We start from the raw sequence: 20,495 nt of genomic DNA on the forward strand, positions 1-20,495 counted from the left end.
AATAAACCGCCCAGATGGACGGTTATTTAGAATCTTCCTCAGTGAAAAAATTTCCCAATTCGTTAAAAATATTCTTCAACTGGTACCAGGTCCAATCAAGGATATGATCGACTTCTTTAATATCGCCGGTAACCTGTCCGGCAGAGGCCATATACTGCTCACCGTTTATGACCAGCACATCTCCTCTAACCTGACCTTCTATTTCAAGATTGCGGTTCTTTACGGTTAAATCACCTTCAACCACTTCACCCTCTGGTACAATCACCGTATTGGTTTCTTGATCAAACCTCAGGTTACCAGACAACGCAGACAGCTGGTCCTCACTCGTCCAGGATGAATAGACTGATCCGGCCATTAAAGCCAGAAACAAAACAGCCGCCGTTACGATTGGATGCGACTTCAACCAGCGCTTAATCCAGAAAGTTCGTTTCTCCTGTGGAAGCTGCTGCATTACCTTTGATGTAAAACCATCGGGTGCCTTCATAGAAGGCGAGCTGAGGAGAAACGATTGCGTTTTCTTTAATTCTTCATAATGTTCTTTGCAATCACCGCATGTTTGTAAATGATCAAATAGCTGACGTCGCTGCTCCTTTGTCGCTTCTTCATCAAGAACATTATGCATGATCGCAATTATTTCTGCAGGGCATTTCATAGCTTCTCCCCCTTTCTCATTGCTCTCGAAGCTTCTTCCTAAGCGCTTCTCTACCTCGATGTATTCGGGTTTTCACTGTACCAAGTGGAAGGTCCAAAATTTCACTAATTTCTTTCAGTGATAATTCTTGAATGTATTTCAGAGTAATTGCACTTCGATACTTCGGTGGAAGACTCAAAATTGCACGATGTATATCGTTCTGCGCTTCAAGGGAAACAACTTCATCATCAGGAAGCTCTTCTCCTGAAGAAATTTGGGAATACATCGTTAGCCCATCCGTTCCAGAGATTTCAGCATCAAGGTAATAGTCCGGCTTCTTTTTACGCATCCGGTCAATTGACAAATTCGTAGCAATCCGATACAACCACGTGGAGAATTTTCGATCAATTTGATAACGGTCGATATTCGTATATGCACGAATAAACGCCTCCTGTGCCACATCCTCTGCCTCTTGCCTATTACCAAGCATTCGGTAAGTTAGAGTATAGACTCTGTCTTTGTAGAGCTCCACAAGCTCCCCAAACGCGTTATGATCTCCTTTTCTCACTTGCAATATGATTCGTTTTACAATGGCATCCATATCTTCTCTCAACCCCCGCTGATTCCTGCGGCTATTATAGTTACGTATCAGGAAAAACAAAGTTTCAATTTTTTATAAAAACTTTTTTAAATCGTCCTCCCCTATTTTAGCACGATTGTTTTAATGTTTTTAATGAAATTACATATATTCCTAAAAAAAAGGGTTTATCACTAAAAAAATGTGGGTATCTAGGGAATAAATTATGGAAAGGGTGGTTCGGCTTATGGTCAGGTTGAATCGAAGAATGAACTTCCGGATCGTACGGGATGAAGATTATTTGCTTGAAGAAATTGAAGCTTCTCGTAAGAAAATGAATTTATTAGCCAGAAATCAGCCCTTAAGCTCTAATGAAATTATAGAAATCAGTACTTACCTTGATTATTTATTGAATGAATATGATCAATGTCGGAATAAAAAAATAGCGGCTCTCTAATTGAGAAAGCCGCTGTTTTCTTATCTTATTTTAATTTTTCTCCGAACAATGAGCCCATTAAAGCAACAGCCACTGTAGCTGTTTTGTTCTTCTCATCGAGGATAGGGTTCACTTCAACAAACTCTGCAGAAGTAAGGATATCTGATTCAGCAAGCATCTCCATTGCGAGGTGGCTCTCACGATAGCTAATCCCCCCCAGAACTGGTGTACCAACACCTGGTGCATCATGCGGATCAAGTCCATCGAGATCCAGACTCAAGTGAACCCCATCAGTACCTTTGGAAACATACTCAATGGCTTCCTCCATCACCTTAGTCATTCCCATACGATCAATTTCATGCATGGTGTAAACTTTGATACCTTTTTCTTTAATTAATTCTCTCTCTCCCTCATCAAGGGAACGAGCACCAATAATGACAATATTCTCTGGCTTAACCTTAGGACTATACCCAGAAATACCAGTTAACGACTCGTCACCAATTCCAAGGCTCACAGCAAGTGGCATTCCATGAATGTTACCGGATGGGGAGGTGGCTGAGTCATTTAAATCTCCATGGGCATCATACCAGATAACGCCCAGATTTTCATAATGACGGGCAACCCCAGCTAGCGTTCCAATCGCAATACTATGATCCCCTCCAAATACAAGCGGAAAACGCTTACCATTAACAACTTCACTCACCACGTTTGAGAGATTCTCACTCGCATCCGCTACTTCTTTCAAATTCTTTAATTGATGATCCTGTTCTTCAGGCGGCTGCTCAGGTCGACCGATTTCAATATCCCCAAGATCTTCAATGTCATAATTTAATTTCGTTAAGCGCTCAACAATTCCTGCATAGCGAATCGCACTAGGTCCCATGTCCACCCCGCGCCTCATCTGTCCAAGATCCATTGGTACTCCTATAATCGAAAGTTGTTTATTCAATATGTAGTCCTCCTCGTATCTTAGTCTCTCTCTATTCTACCCTTATCTTCTTGAATGACTCAACTGGACAGGTCTATGAATAACTATTCATATAATTAGAGTAATTCGAACAGATATCGGATATTTATAAGCAATCCTTTTCCCTTTTAATAAACAAAAAAAGACTGATTTCCTGAGAATCAGTCAAATAAGAATTTTTTAATTCGTCACGTGTCATGTAGGATATCCCTGATTAGGTTTTATCATTTTAGTAACACAAAGGGCTATTTTGGAACACAAAAAAACCTTAAACATCGTTTAAGGAAAATGGTGGAGCCTAGCGGGATCGAACCGCTGACCTCCTGCGTGCAAGGCAGGCGCTCTCCCAGCTGAGCTAAGGCCCCTTTATTATGGAGCGGGTGATGGGGATCGAACCCACGACATCAGCTTGGAAGGCTGAGGTTTTACCACTAAACTACACCCGCATATATGAATTGGAGCGGAAGACGGGATTCGAACCCGCGACCCCCACCTTGGCAAGGTGATGTTCTACCACTGAACTACTTCCGCATATGGTGAGCCATGAAGGACTCGAACCTTCGACCCTCTGATTAAAAGTCAGATGCTCTACCAACTGAGCTAATGGCTCTTGCTGGTGGAGGGGGACGGATTCGAACCGCCGAACCCTGAGGGAGCGGATTTACAGTCCGCCGCGTTTAGCCACTTCGCTACCCCTCCACAAATAAGAAAGAATGGTGCCGGCCAGAGGACTTGAACCCCCAACCTACTGATTACAAGTCAGTTGCTCTACCAATTGAGCTAGGCCGGCATCGTCTATTTATCATACTGACAAACAAAAAACAGTGCACTCTAGTGAGTACTCCTGAAAGTAAGTCAATTATGATTAAGTTTTAAAAATGGTGGAGGATGACGGGCTCGAACCGCCGACCCTCTGCTTGTAAGGCAGATGCTCTCCCAGCTGAGCTAATCCTCCACAGGGTTAAAAATAAAATTGGTGACCCGTACGGGATTCGAACCCGTGATACCGCCGTGAAAGGGCGGTGTCTTAACCACTTGACCAACGGGCCATGTTCTGGAGCTTCCAACCGGATTCGAACCGATGACCCCTTCCTTACCATGGAAGTGCTCTACCTGCTGAGCTATGGAAGCATAATGGCTCCACAGGTAGGATTCGAACCTACGACCGATCGGTTAACAGCCGATTGCTCTACCACTGAGCTACTGTGGAATATTGGTCAGCCTGGCAACGTCCTACTCTTGCAGGGGGAGATCCCCCAACTACCATCGGCGCTGAAGAGCTTAACTTCCGTGTTCGGCATGGGAACGGGTGTGACCTCTTCGCCATCATTACCAGACTAATCAATGGTTTATCCACTAGAAAGTGTTTAACCAAGGACAAGATATATTTTACTATACTTCTTAATGAAGTTCAAGAAAAATTTTCATTCCCTGAAAACTAGATAGCACGCACAATTTTCATCCAATATGTCCAGGTCCATGAGCCAAATGGCTCACTTCGCTTTTCGTTTTTAGGTTAAGCCCTCGATCGATTAGTATTCGTCAGCTCCACGTGTTGCCACGCTTCCACCCCGAACCTATCTACCTCATCATCTCTAAGGGATCTTACCAGCTTCATGCTGTGGGAAATCTCATCTCGAGGGGGGCTTCATGCTTAGATGCTTTCAGCACTTATCCCTTCCACACGTAGCTACCCAGCTATGCTCCTGGCGGAACAACTGGTACACCAGCGGTGTGTCCATCCCGGTCCTCTCGTACTAAGGACAGCTCCTCTCAAATTTCCTGCGCCCGCGACGGATAGGGACCGAACTGTCTCACGACGTTCTGAACCCAGCTCGCGTACCGCTTTAATGGGCGAACAGCCCAACCCTTGGGACCTACTTCAGCCCCAGGATGCGATGAGCCGACATCGAGGTGCCAAACCTCCCCGTCGATGTGGACTCTTGGGGGAGATAAGCCTGTTATCCCCAGGGTAGCTTTTATCCGTTGAGCGATGGCCCTTCCATGCGGAACCACCGGATCACTAAGCCCGACTTTCGTCCCTGCTCGACTTGTAGGTCTCGCAGTCAAGCTCCCTTGTGCCTTTACACTCTGCGAATGATTTCCAACCATTCTGAGGGAACCTTTGGGCGCCTCCGTTACACTTTAGGAGGCGACCGCCCCAGTCAAACTGCCCACCTGACACTGTCTCCGCACCGGATCACGGTGCTGGGTTAGAATGTCAGTACAGCCAGGGTAGTATCCCACCGACGCCTCCATCGAACCTGGCGGTCCGACTTCTATGGCTCCTACCTATCCTGTACAAGCTGTACCAAAATCCAATATCAGGCTACAGTAAAGCTCCATGGGGTCTTTCCGTCCTGTCGCGGGTAACCTGCATCTTCACAGGTACTATAATTTCACCGGGTCTCTCGTTGAGACAGTATCCAAGTCGTTGCACCTTTCGTGCGGGTCGGAACTTACCCGACAAGGAATTTCGCTACCTTAGGACCGTTATAGTTACGGCCGCCGTTTACTGGGGCTTCGATTCAGAGCTTCTCCCGTAAGGGATAACCCCTCCTCTTAACCTTCCAGCACCGGGCAGGTGTCAGCCCCTATACTTCGCCTTACGGCTTTGCAGAGACCTGTGTTTTTGCTAAACAGTCGCTTGGATCTTTTCACTGCGGCTCCCCTGGGCTATTCACCCGAGGAAGCACCCCTTCTCCCGAAGTTACGGGGTCATTTTGCCGAGTTCCTTAACGAGAGTTCTCCCGATCGTCTTAGGATTCTCTCCTCGCCTACCTGTGTCGGTTTGCGGTACGGGCACCTCTTTCCTCACTAGAGGCTTTTCTTGGCAGTGTAGAATCAGGGACTTCGGTACTTAATTTCCCTCGCCATCACGACTCAGCCTTCGCGGTGAACGGATTTGCCTATTCACCAGCCTAATCGCTTGGACGCGCATTTCCAGCAGCGCGCTCTCCCTATCTTCCTGCGTCCCCCCGTCGTTCAAACGGAAAGGAGGTGGTACAGGAATATCAACCTGTTATCCATCGCCTACGCCTTTCGGCCTCGGCTTAGGTCCCGACTAACCCTGAGCGGACGAGCCTTCCTCAGGAAACCTTGGGCTTTCGACGGACAAGATTCTCACTTGTCTTTCGCTACTCATACCGGCATTCTCACTTCTAAGCGCTCCACCAGTCCTTTCGGTCTGACTTCACAGCCCTTAGAACGCTCTCCTACCATTGTCGTAAGACAATCCACAGCTTCGGTGATACGTTTAGCCCCGGTACATTTTCGGCGCAGCGTCACTCGACCAGTGAGCTATTACGCACTCTTTAAATGATGGCTGCTTCTAAGCCAACATCCTGGTTGTCTAAGCAACGCCACATCCTTTTCCACTTAACGTATACTTTGGGACCTTAGCTGGTGGTCTGGGCTGTTTCCCTCTCGACTACGGATCTTATCACTCGCAGTCTGACTCCCGCGGATAAATCGTTGGCATTCGGAGTTTGACTGGATTCGGTAATCCGGTAAGGACCCCTAGTCCAATCAGTGCTCTACCTCCAAGATTCTTGCCGCGAGGCTAGCCCTAAAGCTATTTCGGAGAGAACCAGCTATCTCCGGGTTCGATTGGCATTTCACCGCTACCCACACCTCATCCCCGCATTTTTCAACATGCGTGGGTTCGGGCCTCCATTCAGTGTTACCTGAACTTCACCCTGGACATGGGTAGATCACCCGGTTTCGGGTCTACAACCACGTACTCTGTCGCCCTATTCAGACTCGCTTTCGCTGCGGCTCCGCCTTATCAGCTTAACCTTGCACGGGATCGTAACTCGCCGGTTCATTCTACAAAAGGCACGCTGTCACCCATTAACGGGCTCCAACTAGTTGTAGGCACACGGTTTCAGGTTCTCTTTCACTCCCCTTCCGGGGTGCTTTTCACCTTTCCCTCACGGTACTGGTTCACTATCGGTCACTAGAGAGTATTTAGCCTTGGGAGATGGTCCTCCCAGATTCCGACGGGGTTTCACGTGTCCCGCCGTACTCAGGATCCGTCTCGGAGGGCAGCGGATTTTGACTACAGGATTGTTACCTTCTGTGATGGACCTTTCCAGGTCGCTTCGTCTATCCGTGCCTTTGTAACTCCAAAGAGACGTCCTACAACCCCAGAGGGCAAGCCCTCTGGTTTGGGCTGATTCCGTTTCGCTCGCCGCTACTCAGGAAATCGCATTTGCTTTCTCTTCCTCCGGGTAATGAGATGTTTCAGTTCCCCGGGTCTGCCTTCCATTCCCTATGTATTCAGAAATGGATACCATCCCATTACGGATGGTGGGTTCCCCCATTCGGAAATCTCCGGATCAAAGCGTACTTACAGCTCCCCGAAGCATATCGGTGTTCGTCCCGTCCTTCTTAGGCTTCTAGTGCCAAGGCATCCACCGTGCGCCCTTAGTAGCTTAACCTTAGACTACATTAGTCGCTTAACGCTTCTAACTTCGTCGATGCACATCGTTAGATGTGACTAACTACTAAAGATTTAACGCAAAAAAATAATAATTATTGGATGTCGTTGTTTATGCTATCTAGTTTTCAAGGAACAAGGCTATCACTCGAATCGGCATTGCTGCTTCTTCGACTAGCCTGTTTTGAAAGAAGTAAATCATTCTTTCAAAACTAAACGAAACGCTCATGTAAGGTTGGTAACCAATGTTACCTCGTAATTCTCCATAGAAAGGAGGTGATCCAGCCGCACCTTCCGATACGGCTACCTTGTTACGACTTCACCCCAATCATTTGTCCCACCTTCGGCGGCTGGCTCCATAAAGGTTACCCCACCGACTTCGGGTGTTACAAACTCTCGTGGTGTGACGGGCGGTGTGTACAAGGCCCGGGAACGTATTCACCGCGGCATGCTGATCCGCGATTACTAGCAATTCCGGCTTCATGCAGGCGAGTTGCAGCCTACAATCCGAACTGAGAACGGCTTTATGGGATTCGCTTCACCTCGCGGTGTTGCTGCCCTTTGTACCGTCCATTGTAGCACGTGTGTAGCCCAGGTCATAAGGGGCATGATGATTTGACGTCATCCCCACCTTCCTCCGGTTTGTCACCGGCAGTCACCTTAGAGTGCCCAACTGAATGCTGGCAACTAAGATCAAGGGTTGCGCTCGTTGCGGGACTTAACCCAACATCTCACGACACGAGCTGACGACAACCATGCACCACCTGTCACTCTGTCCCCCGAAGGGGAACGTCCTGTCTCCAGGATTGTCAGAGGATGTCAAGACCTGGTAAGGTTCTTCGCGTTGCTTCGAATTAAACCACATGCTCCACTGCTTGTGCGGGCCCCCGTCAATTCCTTTGAGTTTCAACCTTGCGGTCGTACTCCCCAGGCGGAGTGCTTAATGTGTTAACTTCAGCACTGAGGGTGGAACCCCCCAACACCTAGCACTCATCGTTTACGGCGTGGACTACCAGGGTATCTAATCCTGTTTGCTCCCCACGCTTTCGCGCCTCAGCGTCAGTTACAGACCAGAGAGCCGCCTTCGCCACTGGTGTTCCTCCACATATCTACGCATTTCACCGCTACACGTGGAATTCCACTCTCCTCTTCTGCACTCAAGTCCCCCAGTTTCCAATGACCCTCCACGGTTGAGCCGTGGGCTTTCACATCAGACTTAAAGGACCGCCTGCGCGCGCTTTACGCCCAATAATTCCGGACAACGCTTGCCACCTACGTATTACCGCGGCTGCTGGCACGTAGTTAGCCGTGGCTTTCTGGTTAGGTACCGTCAAGGTACCGCCCTATTCGAACGGTACTTGTTCTTCCCTAACAACAGAGCTTTACGACCCGAAGGCCTTCGTCACTCACGCGGCGTTGCTCCGTCAGACTTTCGTCCATTGCGGAAGATTCCCTACTGCTGCCTCCCGTAGGAGTCTGGGCCGTGTCTCAGTCCCAGTGTGGCCGATCACCCTCTCAGGTCGGCTACGCATCGTCGCCTTGGTAAGCCATTACCTTACCAACTAGCTAATGCGCCGCGGGCCCATCCTGCAGTGTTAGCCAGAGGCCAACTTTCAACATCACACCATGCGGTGCGATGTATTACCCGGTATTAGCTCCGGTTTCCCGGAGTTATCCCAGTCTGCAGGGCAGGTTGCCCACGTGTTACTCACCCGTCCGCCGCTAAGATTTGGGAGCAAGCTCCCAAATCTCCGCTCGACTTGCATGTATTAGGCACGCCGCCAGCGTTCGTCCTGAGCCAGGATCAAACTCTCCGATAGAAAGCTTAATCTAGCTTTTAAAACAATGTTTGTTTCCGTAGAAACAATTACTTACATGGCGTTTCGTTCAGTTTTCAAAGATCGATTTGTTTCTTTCAACGTCGTTTTCAGCGACTTTATCAATATACCATATTAACTCAGTTACCGTCAATAACTTTTTGAAATCTTTTTTTGCGTCAGCGTTTCGTATCGGCGACCTATATTAATATACAGGTTGTCTTCTTGTTTGGCAAGAACTTTTTTAATTAATTTGTACTTTTTTTCAAAATGCGAGTATACTTCGAAACCTCAGCCTTTGTTGCTGTTCTTTTGTAGATTCCTAAAAGAAGCTGATACCTTTCTTCCATTGCCCGCTTAATGAGTCCGTCAATCCGACTGTTATCAAGATCAAGAAGTAATTCTTCCATTTCACGTTTGAGTAAATACTCCATCTCCTTCATTTCTTTAAAGTTAACAAGGTATCCAAACATAGAACTTCCTCCTTCCTGAAACCATTATGACCTAACCGGTTTAACTTTATGTGTACAATCCATACTTTGTACATAGTTACGAAACTGTTCGCATAAGAATGGGACAAAGGGGGTGCGTAATGAAGTTTTTTTGGATATGGAACGGAAAACGTATTAAGCAAAGCCTCATTGTTGTAGTAGCCGCTTTATTCACAGCCATTATTTTATTTGTAGAAGGTAGAGAACTCACTGTATTTACATCCAATAATGTACCGTTAGCTATTGATCAGGTCAAAAGCAGCGAAAGACATCTTGCCTTAACTTTTGACATAAGCTGGGGAGAGACAAAGGCACTTCCCATTCTGAAAGAATTAAAACAAAACAAAGTGAAGGCTTCCTTTTTTCTATCAGGAGCGTGGGCAGAACGTCATCCAGAAATTGTCGAGCAAATCGTGAAGGACGGGCACGAAATCGGCAGCCTTGGCTACAAGTACGAGAACTACACTTCCATGGAAGATGAAGAAATAAGAACGGATATTATTCGTTCCCAGGAAGCCATTAATAAAGTAGCTGGAGATCAACCAGAGCTACTAAGACCGCCTAATGGTAACTTTGATAAAAGGGTACTCACTCTTGCTGATAAATTGCACTACACCATCATTCACTGGAGCCTCGACTCAGAAGACTGGAGAAACCCTGGTAAGGAGATCATTGTAGAGAACATTACGAATGAGGCTGATCCTGGAGACATTATTCTCCTTCACGCATCTGATTCTGCAAAACAAACAACGGAGGCCCTTCCAGCCATCATTTCACAGCTTAAGAAGAAGGGTTATTCGTTTGTTACCGTTAGTGAACTGGTTTCGAATGCTGATATTAAAAGTGAGGAAATTAAATAAGCAGCTCTTGTGCGCAGAGCTGCTTTTCATTATGCGTCTTTCCCGATTAGTCGGTGTAGTGTTAACAATTGCCATACATTACTGACTAGAAGTGGAATAAAAATAAGCCAGAGCCATTTTGGATCATTGCTTTGTAGACCTGGAATCCATTCGAGAATCGTTACGACTACGATAAAGAAGAGGGCAGGAATAAAGGCCTGCTTATTTGTTTCTTTCTGTTTAATATAAGCCGCTCCGAGTCCAACTAAAAGAAGGAATACGGCAATAAGTACATAACCCACGACGCTCTCTCCTGCTTCGGCAAAAACTGCATATCGGAAATAAACTAAATCGAATAGCGCCACAGCAATGAGAATAATTTGCACGATGTTCCAGAGTCTTGCTGACTTGAAAATACCAAGGCCAAATCGATGAATGGTTAAGTATGCGAAAAATCCCATCTGACTAATCAAACTAAAGATGCTAGATACTCCTAGTAACCAGAGCATAACAATTAGGAACGAAACGAGCTCGCCGTTTTTAAGATCTGTCCAGTATTGTGGCCAGTCTAAAATAATTCCTGTAATCATGCCTGCTGTTGATCCAATCAGAAGGGTTGAAAAGAATAAATAAACAAGATTTCTTGTTTTCACAATCAAACCCCCGTGAACGTTAATGATGCTTCTATGTTGAATTGTACCAATGCCCCTTTTAAAATGCCACCTTTCCTTTATTCTCCGGGTATAATTTCACAGATTCGCCTAATATTAAGGATAAGAATATGAGAAAGGAGCATGAGCATATGAGGCAACGATTCAATCTGGTTGCTCTTGGGTTAGCTATTCTTCTCATTGCCGGTTGTGCCTCAGGTTCTGCTGAGGGTTCTCAGGCAAATTATGAAGAAACGAAGAAAATGCTCGTAGATCTGTTAAAAACAGATGAAGGTAAAAAAGCCATTCAAGAAATTATGTCAGACGAGAAACTTAAACAGCAGCTCGTTATGGAACAACCATTTGTGAAAGAAACAATACAGAAGGTCCTCACTACTGAAGAAGGTAAAAAGTATTGGCAGGAAATGTTGAAAGACCCCGCTTTCGTTGAAAACTTTGCTAAAAACATTCAAGGTGAGAATGAAAAGTTATTTAAAGCATTGATGGATGATCCCGAGTATCAAGAGAAAATGATGGACCTTATGCAGGATCCAGAAATGGAAAAGCAGTATCTACAGCTACTAGAAAGCAAACAATCCAGACAACAAATAAAAGACCTGATTTCAGAGACATTTGAAAGTCCTCTCTTTCAAGCAAAGATTCAAGAGATGTTAACGAAAATTACCGCGGAGCAATTAAAAGCGTCAGGCGGAGGAAAAGAACAACAAAAAAGCGACCAGGAATCAGGGTCTGGAGGCGGAGGAAGCGGAAATTCAGGTGGTCAATAATTAAAAAAGGACGCGCTTATATTATGCACGTCCTTTTTGTTTATTCCGTTTTTGATATAACTTCTTTCGCAATTTCTAAATATTGTTTCCCAATAGGATGATCTTCCTGGTAGACAGAAGGCGCAAACTCTTCGTCATTAAAATCAGGCTGCCCAAGAGGAAGTTTCCCAAGGATATCAGTAGATAGTTCCGAGGCTAATTTTTCCCCCCCGCCCTGTCCGAATACATATTCTTTCTCTCCAGTTATCTTGCTCTCAAAATAAGACATGTTCTCAACGACACCCAACACCTCATGCTTTGTTTTGAGTGCCATAGCTCCCGCTCGCGCTGCTACAAATGCAGCTGTTGCGTGAGGTGTTGTGACAATAATTTCTTTAGAAGCTGGAAGCATGGTATGCACATCAAGCGCCACATCACCTGTCCCAGGTGGTAGATCTAATAGCAAGTAATCCAGTTCTCCCCAGTCCACTTCACTAAAGAAGTTGTTAAGCATTTTCCCAAGCATTGGTCCACGCCAGATTACCGGCGCATTGTCCTCAACAAAAAAGGCCATCGACATCACCTTAACGCCAAAACGCTCTACAGGGTAAATTTTTTCCTGAACCACTTTTGGCCTGCTTTCAATTCCCATCATGTCCGGTACGCTGAATCCATAAATATCCGCGTCAATAATGCCGACCTGTTTCCCAAGGCGAGCAAGTGCAGTAGCCAGGTTGACCGTCACAGTTGATTTACCTACGCCACCCTTCCCACTAGCAACTGCAATAAATTGCGTTTTGCTTTCCGGTGAGAGTAAGGGAGGAAGATTAGGATTTGCAGAAGTCCCCTCAGGAAGTTCCTCATCAGCAAGCTGCTCAAATCGCAATCCAACTGATTCTGCTCCTGCTCCCTTAAGCGTATTAACAATTTCCTGTTGTACCTGCATCTGCTCAGCAGTTTCCGTTTGCGCGAGGGCTACTTTTACACTGACATAGCCTTCTTTGGTTTTAACATCACGAATGGTAATATTTTTATGTAAAATAGGGTCTTGCACCTTTTGTAATAACTCAACGACTTGATCTTTCGTTAACATCGAGGCACCACCTTCTCTGAATTCGATTACATGGCTAGTATAACATATCATTCAGAGAGTTTTGAATTTAGTGTTTGTAGGAGATCCATATTAAAATCGAGTAGGAGGGGGTGACTAACCCCCGACCTCTCACACCACCGTACGTACGGATCCGTATACGGCGGTTTCATGAAAATCTAACGTGCTTCTAACGATTTTAATCCTAACTGACGCCAATACTTGTCATTGAAGGTACGATGGAGGATCGGGCTACTGGCAATTCGCCAGTAGCCTTTTCTTGTGTTGCTCCATTCAAAAGCTTTCGCTTTTGTAACACCTAATGAAAGGAGTTCTTTCCTTCTTGTTTTAGGTGTTTTCCATTCCTTCCACCGGATCATTCGTAATCTCCTTCTCAACCATGCCATTAATTCTCTAAAAGTTGATGTCGTTTCAGCGAGCTGGAAATAGTTTCGCCACCCTACAATGAATTTGTTTAATTTCTTGATTCGATCGGACATCGCTAAACTCCACTTTCGTGATGTTAAGCGTCGAAGTTCCTGTTTTGCTCGTTGGATTGATTGTTTCGCGACCCTGATTTTCGAGTCTCGGTGGAGCGTGAAACTAAACCCAAGGAACGTTCGTTTCCACGGGCGGTCAATCGCACTCTTTTCCTTATTAACTTTTAGTTTTAATTTCTTCTTGATAAACTGGCTGATATTTCGAAGGATTCGTTCGGCTGCTCTTCTTGAGCCTACGTAAATCTGACAATCGTCGGCGTATCGAACGAAACGAATACCTCTTGACTCCAATTCCTTATCCAGTTCATTTAACACGATATTTGATAGAAGTGGACTTAAAGGACTTCCTTGCGGTGTCCCTGCTTGGTTCGTCTGTGTTAGGCCGTTCTCCATAACCCCAGCTTGTAGGTATCTCCGAATGATTCGAAGGATGCGACCGTCCTTAACCCGACAACTCAATGTGCGCATTAGTCGGTCGTGGTGAACGCGATCAAAGAATTTCTCCAGATCGATATCCACCACCCACCGGTATCCGTCATTGACATATTCTTGGGCTTTTCGGACCGCATCGTGTGCTCGTTTTCCTGGTCGGAACCCGTAGCTTGAGTTGGAAAACGACGGATCGTAGATCCGTTGAAGATAAAGGTTGATAGCTTGTTGGATGAAGCGATCCATGGCGGTTGGAATGCCTAGCTTTCGTTTGCCTCCGTTCGGTTTCGGGATTTCGACACGACGGACGGGTGACGGTTGATAGGTTCCATCCAGAAGTTGGGCTTCAATCTCATTCCAGGACTCCGAGATCTGGGATTTCAGTTCAGACGTGGGAATGTGATCAACGCCGTGACTCCCTTTGTTTCGGACCACTCGTCGATAGGCTTCGTTTAAATTGTTCCGATGAAGTATCTTTTCCAACATGCTTTCTTCCTCCACGTGACAGGTTTCTTTCCTTGTGTGGCACCAATTCTCCACGCTCCATATGCCCTCAGAGACTTCACTCCTACCTCATATGTTGAGCTGAAATGTTCTGTGTCATCGAACGATGCGTACTTCGGTAGAACCTGTTCTCTATTCATGATTCGGTCCTTCCCGTACCATCTCGAGTTTGGAACGGTACTATGACCTCGGCTGACTTCTGATGGTTCAGTGACTTCTCTTGAAGACAGTTACCATAGGTGTATGGCGTGACCGTCAGACCTCCCCGGGTAAGTGCACAAACTTCCTCTCCATTTACCCGCCTCATTTACTGCCATTTCCTTTGGTCATTTGGACTTCGATGTGTGTTGCCATCTCGTCCAAAAATGACAGCCTTGTATGAGATTCGTGTTCCTCGGGTCGGAGATTTGCCTCTGGCTTCCTTCAGATTCCGAGTCGCCTCGGACACCCTTGCCTTTGGCTAACGGCTACAATGACCTTTGCCGTTCGGGACTTGAACCCTATAGCGTATGCACATGCCGGGCACACAACAAGAACCGGAGCCTACTCTTCAGGCACCGGTTCATTAGTTGAATATCGAATTATCCCCTGGTAGATCGACGCTGCTACTTTGTTTTGATAAGTATCCGTCTTTAATAACTCTCGCTCTGTTGGATTAGAAAGAAAACCAACCTCAACAAGAGCACCAGGGATATGCGCTTCCTTTAGCAGGTAAACACTATCCATATTTTTCGCCAGTCGGTTTGTATTTTCAAGGTTTCTCTTAATTTCTGATTGAATAAAACGGGACAATGCCTCACTCTCTTCATTGGTAGGATTGTAAAAGGTTTGAGCACCACTCCACCGTGATGATGGTATAGCATTTAAATGAATACTAACAAACATGTCATTATTTGAATCATTAATGAGACCTACGCGATTCCGTAAATCTTCAGCTTTTCGATTACTAAGACCTTTTGTATCTTCAGATGCTAAATCGTTATCTGCCTCTCGTGTCATAATGACGAGTGCTCCCGCTTCCTGGAGATAATCCCGCAGCTTTATTGATATTGTCAGAGCAATATCTTTCTCAATTACATTACCACCGACTGCTCCTCCGTCAGGACCGCCATGCCCCGGGTCAATTACAATGATTTGCCCGGATAGAGGAAGGTGCCAGGCATCCCAGGAATCATCAATGGCAAATTTGTAGTTAATAACTAAAAGCAAAACTATAATACCAGCGGCAACTCCCATGCGTTTCCACCATTTTTTCATTCTGTTTTAACCCCGCCCTCGATTCTGTCCTACTTTATCTATATGGGACAAGAGACGGAAATAGTCGTGGAACCTTGCGCATTATTGGAGTCGGAGACGACGCCTCATAACCCCTTTTTCACATCCTTCTTTCCACCAGTTAGAAACAAAGACATCACAGGCAATTTGAAGAGATTCTTCATATCCTTCTGAAGTTTTCCAGAAGAGCCAGTAATCAAACAAGGCTTCGATTAAAGCTTTCTCTAATGCAAAACAGCGTTTATGCACCATCGCCATCGATTCTCCGTGATAGGAAAATTTACTATACTCCGCTCCGAGTAAATAAGCCTCGATCGCAATATCCATACACACATTTTCAACATCCCCTTTATATAAAATCGCATCAGAAAAAAAAGGGGAAAACATATCTCTGATATTATCGGATAAATCCTTCAATGAAATTTCAATCAGTATTTTCCGTTCGAATTCAAGGCGCTTATGACGCTGGCGTTCTTTAAATACAGTAATCACGTTGTTCATTTCACCCATCCTCCTTACTCAATATGCTTTAGTTTCCATCCAGCACCCAAGAGTATACGGAGATCGAACTGGTAATTCATTCAGGTATTTAAATGAATCTTTTTAAACACAAAAAATCCCCGGCTTCGGAAAGCCAGGGATTTCGTATAAAAATTAACGCTTTGAGAACTGAGGTGCACGACGTGCTGCTTTAAGACCGTATTTTTTACGCTCTTTCATACGAGCATCTCGAGTTAGGAAGCCAGCGCGCTTAAGAGAAGCACGTGATTCCGGATCAGCTTGAAGAAGTGCACGAGCGATTCCGTGACGGATCGCGCCCGCTTGTCCAGTAAATCCACCACCGCTAACATTTACGAAGATATCATAAGTGCCTTCAGTACCAGTTTCTACTAGTGGTTGCTTAGAGATAAGCTTTAGTGTTTCAAGATCGAAATAGTCATCGATCTCACGATTGTTAATAACCATACGTCCGTTACCAGGAAGTAAACGTACGCGTGCTACAGAGTGCTTACGTCGGCCAGTGCCGTTGTATTGTACTTGTGCCATGTTAAGTCCCTCCTTTTATTATCCTCTTAGTTCGTATTTTTCAGGCTGTTGTGCCTGGTGATTGTGCTCGCTACCAGCGAATACATGAAGCTTTTTAATCATTTGGCGACCAAGGCTGTTCTTTGGAAGCATACCTTTGATTGCAAGTTCAAGCATTTGCTCAGAACGGTTAGTACGCATTTCAAGAGCAGTTCTTGATTTCAAACCACCTGGGTGTCCACTATGACGGTAGTACATCTTGTCATTAAGCTTGTTACCAGTTAGTTCGATTTTCTCAGCGTTAAGGATGATCACATGATCACCAGTGTCAACGTGAGGTGTGAAAGTTACTTTATTTTTACCGCGTAGGATCGCTGCTACTTCACTTGCTAGACGGCCAAGTGTTTGACCTTCAGCATCAACGATGTACCATTTGCGCTCGACTTCGTGGCCTTTAGCCATAAATGTTGTACGCATGAGTTTCCCTCCTAAAATCAATCCAATTTATTTTAAAACTAGCACAGAAAATTCATTGTCAGTTGTCAGTCAGATTTCTAAATCCGGGGCAAGTGGATGTAGAAATACCAAAGAATAGCTTATAATATCTGGACGCAAATGTCAAGCATCTGATAACTTTCTATTTCTTTTTAAGAATAAAAGACTTCCCATAAACAGAGACCGTGTGCAGGAGCAGTTTTACCTGCGAAATGGCGATTCCTTGCTTTTAAAATACCTACCATTTCATCTGCTTTTCGCTGCCCTCTTCCAACTTCTAATATCGTACCCATCAGAATTCGGACCATATTATAAAGAAATCCACTGCCTTCAAATGTAAAAACGATTTCCTCATGATCTTGCTCAATACCAATCCGGTAAATCGTGCGGACCTTGTTTTTTACATTCGTATTGGCAGCGCAAAACGATGTAAAGTCGTGCTCGCCTTCAAAGTAGACTGCAGCCTGTCTCATATCCGTAATAGAAAGGCGACGAGCCTCATGGAAAGCATAGTTCCTTCGAAATACGTCTGGATCCACTTGGTTACGTACACGATACTGATAGGTCTTGCGCATAACATCATACCTGGCATGAAAATCAGCATGGGCTGCTTCTGTTGACAACACCCTAATATCATCAGGGAGTTGTGAGTTTAGCGCCCTTGGCCAGTTCACAAGAGGAATAGATAGTGGTGTATCAAAATGGAGTACCTGCCCTGCAGCATGAACTCCAGCATCTGTTCTTCCCGATCCAGTTACCTGAATGCTTTCTCCTTTATGCATCTGCTTTAAAGCGCGCTGCACTTCTTCCTGCACCGTTCGGCCATTAGGCTGCACTTGATAGCCATTAAAGGCCGTTCCATCATATGAAATCGTCATTTTAATTCGTTGCATGACGCCCTCCCTTAACTTCTAAGCAGCAGCAAGCCGACACATAGAATGAGCAAGACAATGAATAATAAGGTATCTTTTCCAGACCACTTGAGTAATCGAATACTCGTTCTGCCTTCGCCACCCCTGTACCCTCTCGCCTCCATTGCCATGGCAAGATCCTCTGCTCGTTTAAAAGCACTGACAAATAGGGGGACTAAGAGTGGGACGATACTCTTCAAACGTTCTTTAATTGGACCACTGGAGAACTGTGCCCCTCTTGCAGACTGTGCCTTCATTATTTTTTCAGTTTCTTCTAAAAGCGTTGGAATGAATCGCAGAGCAATTGACATCATCAATGCGAATTCGTGAACAGGTAAACCCACTTTCTTCATCGGCCCAAGTAACGTTTCAATCCCTACTGTAATATCGATCGGTGTAGTAGTGAGCGTCAGTAACGACGTAATCATGATTAAAAATAACAGTCTGAGTGAAATGAAGATCCCCTGCGTTACTCCGCCTTCATAAACCTCAAGAAAGCCCCAATCAAATAGCAGCGTTCCTTCTTTCGTTAAGAAGACATGGAGAAGAAAGGTGAGAATAATGACGAGAATTATCGGCTTTAATCCATTGTAAATATAACGAAGCGGAAGCCTGGATATAAGAATCGCCAGTAACGTAAATCCACCAAGAAGTGCATATGTGATCCAATTATTTGCTAGAAAGACAACGATCACGAAGAGGAACGCAGTCAAGAGCTTTGCTCTTGGATCAAGATTATGAATAAATGACTGCCCTGGGACATATTGACCAATAATAATATTCTGCATCAGGAATGACCCTCCTTTTGCAAAACAGCAAGAGCTGCTTCAACAGCTCCACCAAGTGTAAACACACTTTGCGGCAGCTTCTTATGAAATCGCTCTTCGAGTAAATGGATAAATCGCACAGTTTCAGGCACATCGAGACTCAAGTCCTTCAGCGCATCTGAATCAGCAAAAATGTATTCAGGTTGACCCTGCAGGGCAAGTTGTCCCTGTTCCATTATGACGATATGATCAGAATACCGCGCTGCATCCTCCATACTGTGGGTCACGAGAATGGTCGTCAATCCTTCTTCTTGATGCAAGCGATAAAATAGACCCATAATCTCTCGCCGTCCCCGTGGATCAAGACCTGCAGTGGGTTCATCCAGAATGAGAATTGACGGCTTCATCGCAAGAACTCCCGCAATGGCGACACGCCTCATTTGCCCTCCACTCAAGTCAAAAGGCGACCGCTGTAGAAATGTTTCATCAAGGCCAACTTGTTTGATCAGCCGTGCAGCACGCTGTTTTGCTTCTTCCTCTGGTACTCCAAAGTTCAAAGGTCCAAAGATGATATCCTTTTCGATCGTCTCTTCAAACAACTGATGTTCAGGATACTGAAAAACAATCCCTACGTGCTTTCGTAAAGCCTTTAATCGTTTTTCCTTTTCTCCAGCTCGTATGAGAAAATCACCAATTTGAATACTTCCAGCTGTAGGCTTTAACAAACCATTTAAATGTTGAATTAAAGTTGATTTACCCGAACCGGTATGACCGATAATCGATTGAAATGTCCCTGAAGCGATCGATAAATTAATATTCGTGATCGCTTTTCGTTCGAACGGCGTTCCAATATTGTAGTGATGCTCTAACTCTTTAATTGTAATGTCCATAGCTCGTTCACCAGATCCTCCTGTGATAATGTCAGCTTAGAGAAATCGTATCCTTTCTCCTTAAGAGCTCGCTGCACCTGCAGGGGAAAAGGAAGATCCAGACCTATTTCCTCAAGCATGTCACCCTTTTGGAAGACGTTAACCGGAAGACCTTCGTCAATCACTTCACCGGCATTCATTACGACTATGCGATCAGCTCGAGCAGCTTCTTCAAGATCATGGGTAATCGAGATCACAGTCATCCCTTCCTCTTCTTTCAGTTCACGCATGGTTTGGAGCACTTCTTTACGCCCTGCCGGGTCAAGCATCGAAGTTGCTTCATCAAGAATCACGATCGAAGGACGAAGGGCAATAATACCTGCAATCGCCACACGCTGCTTCTGTCCACCAGATAAGCGATGCGGCTCCTGATCAAGGTAATCTTCCATCCTTACCTTCTGAACGCTCTCACTGATGCGCTCTAGCATCTTCTCACGGGGCATCCCATTGTTTTCAAGCCCAAATGCAACATCATCTCGAACTGAGGTACCCACAAACTGGTTGTCAGGATTCTGAAAAACAATTCCCACACTTCTTCTAATTTCCCAGATGCTTTCCTCGTCTCTGCTGTTATACTCCTCTACAAGAACATCACCCTTTTCAGGAAGAAGCAATCCATTTAAAAGTCTCGCAAGTGTCGACTTACCAGAACCATTATGCCCAACAATTGCAAGCCATTCACCTTTTTGAACAGATAGCGATACATCTTTTAATACATAAGGATGCTCTTCCTGATACCGAAATGACACATTCTGAACGGAGATCAGTTCTTTCATACTCATTCCTCCTGACTCTGCTAAATTCAAGCCCTAGTCAAACTATCACACTATACTGGTGCGAAAAAACGGCGGCCCCGCCGCCCCTTTTTCCTAACAGTATAAAAGAAAAGCGGAAGTGTCCTGTTAGACCCGTCAGGCACTGGAGCCTTACAAATCGAACACGATTTTTGTGTT

The 20,495-nt window shown here is 45.3% G+C and carries 19 protein-coding genes, 10 tRNA genes and 3 rRNA genes; 3 read left to right on the forward strand and 29 right to left on the reverse strand.

Annotated elements, in window-relative coordinates:
• Positions 1–22: 22 nt before the first annotated feature.
• Complete coding sequence (locus ABFG93_RS10570; protein WP_347552702.1) at positions 23–652, reverse strand: anti-sigma factor; 630 nt, start codon at positions 650–652, stop codon at positions 23–25.
• Positions 653–668: 16 nt separating this feature from the next.
• On the reverse strand, positions 669–1,232 hold the full coding sequence (gene sigW / locus ABFG93_RS10575; protein ID WP_347552813.1) for an RNA polymerase sigma factor SigW: 564 nt from the start codon (positions 1,230–1,232) through the stop codon (positions 669–671).
• Between the two features lie 223 nt (positions 1,233–1,455).
• Here sigW and ABFG93_RS10580 point away from each other — a divergent pair, with 223 nt between their 5' ends.
• On the forward strand, positions 1,456–1,665 hold the full coding sequence (locus tag ABFG93_RS10580; RefSeq protein ID WP_347552703.1) for an aspartyl-phosphate phosphatase Spo0E family protein: 210 nt from the start codon (positions 1,456–1,458) through the stop codon (positions 1,663–1,665).
• Positions 1,666–1,690: 25 nt separating this feature from the next.
• Here ABFG93_RS10580 and rocF read toward each other — a convergent pair whose 3' ends face one another.
• The 15 genes from rocF to ABFG93_RS10655 form a co-directional block, all read right to left on the reverse strand.
• Positions 1,691–2,593 (reverse strand): arginase, encoded by a 903-nt coding sequence (rocF, locus tag ABFG93_RS10585; protein WP_347552704.1) that lies wholly within the window; start codon positions 2,591–2,593, stop codon positions 1,691–1,693.
• Between the two features lie 307 nt (positions 2,594–2,900).
• Positions 2,901–2,976: transfer RNA gene (locus tag ABFG93_RS10590), tRNA-Ala, on the reverse strand.
• Between the two features lie 7 nt (positions 2,977–2,983).
• Positions 2,984–3,057 (reverse strand) — tRNA-Gly (locus ABFG93_RS10595).
• A gap of 10 nt (positions 3,058–3,067) precedes the next feature.
• Positions 3,068–3,142, reverse strand: a tRNA-Gly gene (locus ABFG93_RS10600).
• 3 nt (positions 3,143–3,145) lie between these two features.
• Positions 3,146–3,221 (reverse strand) — tRNA-Lys (locus ABFG93_RS10605).
• Positions 3,222–3,225: 4 nt separating this feature from the next.
• Positions 3,226–3,310 (reverse strand) — tRNA-Tyr (locus ABFG93_RS10610).
• Positions 3,311–3,325: 15 nt separating this feature from the next.
• Positions 3,326–3,401 (reverse strand) — tRNA-Thr (locus tag ABFG93_RS10615).
• 89 nt (positions 3,402–3,490) lie between these two features.
• A tRNA-Val gene (locus ABFG93_RS10620) sits at positions 3,491–3,566 on the reverse strand.
• Between the two features lie 19 nt (positions 3,567–3,585).
• Positions 3,586–3,660, reverse strand: a tRNA-Glu gene (locus ABFG93_RS10625).
• Between the two features lie 6 nt (positions 3,661–3,666).
• Positions 3,667–3,742: transfer RNA gene (locus tag ABFG93_RS10630), tRNA-Thr, on the reverse strand.
• A gap of 4 nt (positions 3,743–3,746) precedes the next feature.
• Positions 3,747–3,821, reverse strand: a tRNA-Asn gene (locus ABFG93_RS10635).
• 10 nt (positions 3,822–3,831) lie between these two features.
• A 5S ribosomal RNA gene (gene rrf / locus ABFG93_RS10640) occupies positions 3,832–3,948 on the reverse strand.
• Positions 3,949–4,123: 175 nt separating this feature from the next.
• Positions 4,124–7,053 (reverse strand): 23S ribosomal RNA (locus tag ABFG93_RS10645).
• Between the two features lie 268 nt (positions 7,054–7,321).
• Positions 7,322–8,872: ribosomal RNA gene (locus ABFG93_RS10650) — 16S ribosomal RNA — on the reverse strand.
• The 16S, 23S and 5S rRNA genes sit together here with 10 tRNA genes alongside, the layout of an rRNA operon.
• A gap of 245 nt (positions 8,873–9,117) precedes the next feature.
• Positions 9,118–9,342, reverse strand: a complete 225-nt coding sequence (locus ABFG93_RS10655) for a hypothetical protein (RefSeq protein ID WP_347548060.1) — start codon at positions 9,340–9,342, stop codon at positions 9,118–9,120.
• A gap of 119 nt (positions 9,343–9,461) precedes the next feature.
• On the opposite strand from ABFG93_RS10655, the gene pdaB reads away from it, so the two are divergent.
• On the forward strand, positions 9,462–10,220 hold the full coding sequence (gene pdaB, locus ABFG93_RS10660; RefSeq protein WP_347548061.1) for a polysaccharide deacetylase family sporulation protein PdaB: 759 nt from the start codon (positions 9,462–9,464) through the stop codon (positions 10,218–10,220).
• Positions 10,221–10,249: 29 nt separating this feature from the next.
• Here the strand turns inward: pdaB and ABFG93_RS10665 are convergent, their stop codons facing one another.
• Complete coding sequence (locus ABFG93_RS10665; protein ID WP_347548062.1) at positions 10,250–10,852, reverse strand: KinB-signaling pathway activation protein; 603 nt, start codon at positions 10,850–10,852, stop codon at positions 10,250–10,252.
• 149 nt (positions 10,853–11,001) lie between these two features.
• Here ABFG93_RS10665 and gerD point away from each other — a divergent pair, with 149 nt between their 5' ends.
• The gene (gene gerD / locus ABFG93_RS10670; RefSeq protein WP_347548063.1) at positions 11,002–11,637 is read left to right on the forward strand and encodes a spore germination lipoprotein GerD; all 636 of its coding nucleotides are present in this window, start codon (positions 11,002–11,004) and stop codon (positions 11,635–11,637) included.
• A gap of 40 nt (positions 11,638–11,677) precedes the next feature.
• Here the strand turns inward: gerD and ABFG93_RS10675 are convergent, their stop codons facing one another.
• The 11 genes from ABFG93_RS10675 to ABFG93_RS10725 form a co-directional block, all read right to left on the reverse strand.
• Positions 11,678–12,709: an Mrp/NBP35 family ATP-binding protein gene (locus ABFG93_RS10675; protein ID WP_347548064.1), complete on the reverse strand. Its 1,032-nt coding sequence runs from the start codon at positions 12,707–12,709 to the stop codon at positions 11,678–11,680.
• Between the two features lie 176 nt (positions 12,710–12,885).
• Positions 12,886–14,121, reverse strand: a complete 1,236-nt coding sequence (gene ltrA, locus ABFG93_RS10680) for a group II intron reverse transcriptase/maturase (protein WP_347548065.1) — start codon at positions 14,119–14,121, stop codon at positions 12,886–12,888.
• On the reverse strand, positions 14,088–14,279 hold the full coding sequence (locus tag ABFG93_RS10685) for a hypothetical protein (RefSeq protein ID WP_347548066.1): 192 nt from the start codon (positions 14,277–14,279) through the stop codon (positions 14,088–14,090). Before ABFG93_RS10685 ends, ltrA begins: the two co-directional genes overlap by 34 nt.
• Positions 14,280–14,682: 403 nt before the next feature.
• A complete protein-coding gene (gene cwlD, locus ABFG93_RS10690; RefSeq protein ID WP_347548067.1) occupies positions 14,683–15,396 on the reverse strand; it encodes an N-acetylmuramoyl-L-alanine amidase CwlD in 714 nt (237 codons plus the stop codon).
• A gap of 81 nt (positions 15,397–15,477) precedes the next feature.
• A complete protein-coding gene (locus ABFG93_RS10695) occupies positions 15,478–15,915 on the reverse strand; it encodes a DUF2521 family protein (RefSeq protein ID WP_347548068.1) in 438 nt (145 codons plus the stop codon).
• A 153-nt stretch (positions 15,916–16,068) separates the two neighbouring features.
• Positions 16,069–16,461, reverse strand: a complete 393-nt coding sequence (rpsI, locus tag ABFG93_RS10700; RefSeq protein WP_347548069.1) for a 30S ribosomal protein S9 — start codon at positions 16,459–16,461, stop codon at positions 16,069–16,071.
• 18 nt (positions 16,462–16,479) lie between these two features.
• Positions 16,480–16,917: a 50S ribosomal protein L13 gene (rplM, locus tag ABFG93_RS10705; RefSeq protein WP_347548070.1), complete on the reverse strand. Its 438-nt coding sequence runs from the start codon at positions 16,915–16,917 to the stop codon at positions 16,480–16,482.
• Positions 16,918–17,087: 170 nt separating this feature from the next.
• On the reverse strand, positions 17,088–17,828 hold the full coding sequence (gene truA / locus ABFG93_RS10710; RefSeq protein ID WP_347548071.1) for a tRNA pseudouridine(38-40) synthase TruA: 741 nt from the start codon (positions 17,826–17,828) through the stop codon (positions 17,088–17,090).
• Between the two features lie 11 nt (positions 17,829–17,839).
• Complete coding sequence (locus tag ABFG93_RS10715) at positions 17,840–18,637, reverse strand: energy-coupling factor transporter transmembrane component T family protein (protein ID WP_347552814.1); 798 nt, start codon at positions 18,635–18,637, stop codon at positions 17,840–17,842.
• Positions 18,634–19,503, reverse strand: coding sequence for an energy-coupling factor ABC transporter ATP-binding protein (locus ABFG93_RS10720; RefSeq protein ID WP_347548072.1), 870 nt, complete (start codon positions 19,501–19,503; stop codon positions 18,634–18,636). Before ABFG93_RS10720 ends, ABFG93_RS10715 begins: the two co-directional genes overlap by 4 nt.
• Positions 19,479–20,318 carry an energy-coupling factor ABC transporter ATP-binding protein gene (locus ABFG93_RS10725; RefSeq protein WP_347548073.1) on the reverse strand — a complete coding sequence of 280 codons (840 nt, stop codon included), beginning with the start codon at positions 20,316–20,318 and terminating at the stop codon, positions 19,479–19,481. Before ABFG93_RS10725 ends, ABFG93_RS10720 begins: the two co-directional genes overlap by 25 nt.
• Positions 20,319–20,495 lie beyond the last annotated feature (177 nt).

Origin of the sequence: Pseudalkalibacillus hwajinpoensis (assembly GCF_039851965.1) — a bacterium.
GTDB lineage: Bacteria > Bacillota > Bacilli > Bacillales > Guptibacillaceae > Guptibacillus > Guptibacillus hwajinpoensis_E.

What these genes read in the sequence shown, in the direction of transcription:
- ABFG93_RS10655 (WP_347548060.1), bottom strand. Translation starts at nt 9,342, where the DNA reads ATGTTTGGATACCTTGTTAACTTTAAAGAAATGAAGGAGATGGAGTAT.
- pdaB (WP_347548061.1), top strand. Translation starts at nt 9,462, where the DNA reads ATGAAGTTTTTTTGGATATGGAACGGAAAACGTATTAAGCAAAGCCTC.
- cwlD (WP_347548067.1), bottom strand. Translation starts at nt 15,396, where the DNA reads ATGAAAAAATGGTGGAAACGCATGGGAGTTGCCGCTGGTATTATAGTT.
- ABFG93_RS10695 (WP_347548068.1), bottom strand. Translation starts at nt 15,915, where the DNA reads ATGAACAACGTGATTACTGTATTTAAAGAACGCCAGCGTCATAAGCGC.
- ABFG93_RS10675 (WP_347548064.1), bottom strand. Translation starts at nt 12,709, where the DNA reads ATGTTAACGAAAGATCAAGTCGTTGAGTTATTACAAAAGGTGCAAGAC.
- ABFG93_RS10725 (WP_347548073.1), bottom strand. Translation starts at nt 20,318, where the DNA reads ATGAAAGAACTGATCTCCGTTCAGAATGTGTCATTTCGGTATCAGGAA.
- truA (WP_347548071.1), bottom strand. Translation starts at nt 17,828, where the DNA reads ATGCAACGAATTAAAATGACGATTTCATATGATGGAACGGCCTTTAAT.
- ABFG93_RS10570 (WP_347552702.1), bottom strand. Translation starts at nt 652, where the DNA reads ATGAAATGCCCTGCAGAAATAATTGCGATCATGCATAATGTTCTTGAT.
- ABFG93_RS10580 (WP_347552703.1), top strand. Translation starts at nt 1,456, where the DNA reads ATGGTCAGGTTGAATCGAAGAATGAACTTCCGGATCGTACGGGATGAA.
- sigW (WP_347552813.1), bottom strand. Translation starts at nt 1,232, where the DNA reads ATGGATGCCATTGTAAAACGAATCATATTGCAAGTGAGAAAAGGAGAT.
- ltrA (WP_347548065.1), bottom strand. Translation starts at nt 14,121, where the DNA reads ATGTTGGAAAAGATACTTCATCGGAACAATTTAAACGAAGCCTATCGA.
- gerD (WP_347548063.1), top strand. Translation starts at nt 11,002, where the DNA reads ATGAGGCAACGATTCAATCTGGTTGCTCTTGGGTTAGCTATTCTTCTC.
- ABFG93_RS10685 (WP_347548066.1), bottom strand. Translation starts at nt 14,279, where the DNA reads ATGAATAGAGAACAGGTTCTACCGAAGTACGCATCGTTCGATGACACA.
- rplM (WP_347548070.1), bottom strand. Translation starts at nt 16,917, where the DNA reads ATGCGTACAACATTTATGGCTAAAGGCCACGAAGTCGAGCGCAAATGG.
- rpsI (WP_347548069.1), bottom strand. Translation starts at nt 16,461, where the DNA reads ATGGCACAAGTACAATACAACGGCACTGGCCGACGTAAGCACTCTGTA.
- ABFG93_RS10720 (WP_347548072.1), bottom strand. Translation starts at nt 19,503, where the DNA reads ATGGACATTACAATTAAAGAGTTAGAGCATCACTACAATATTGGAACG.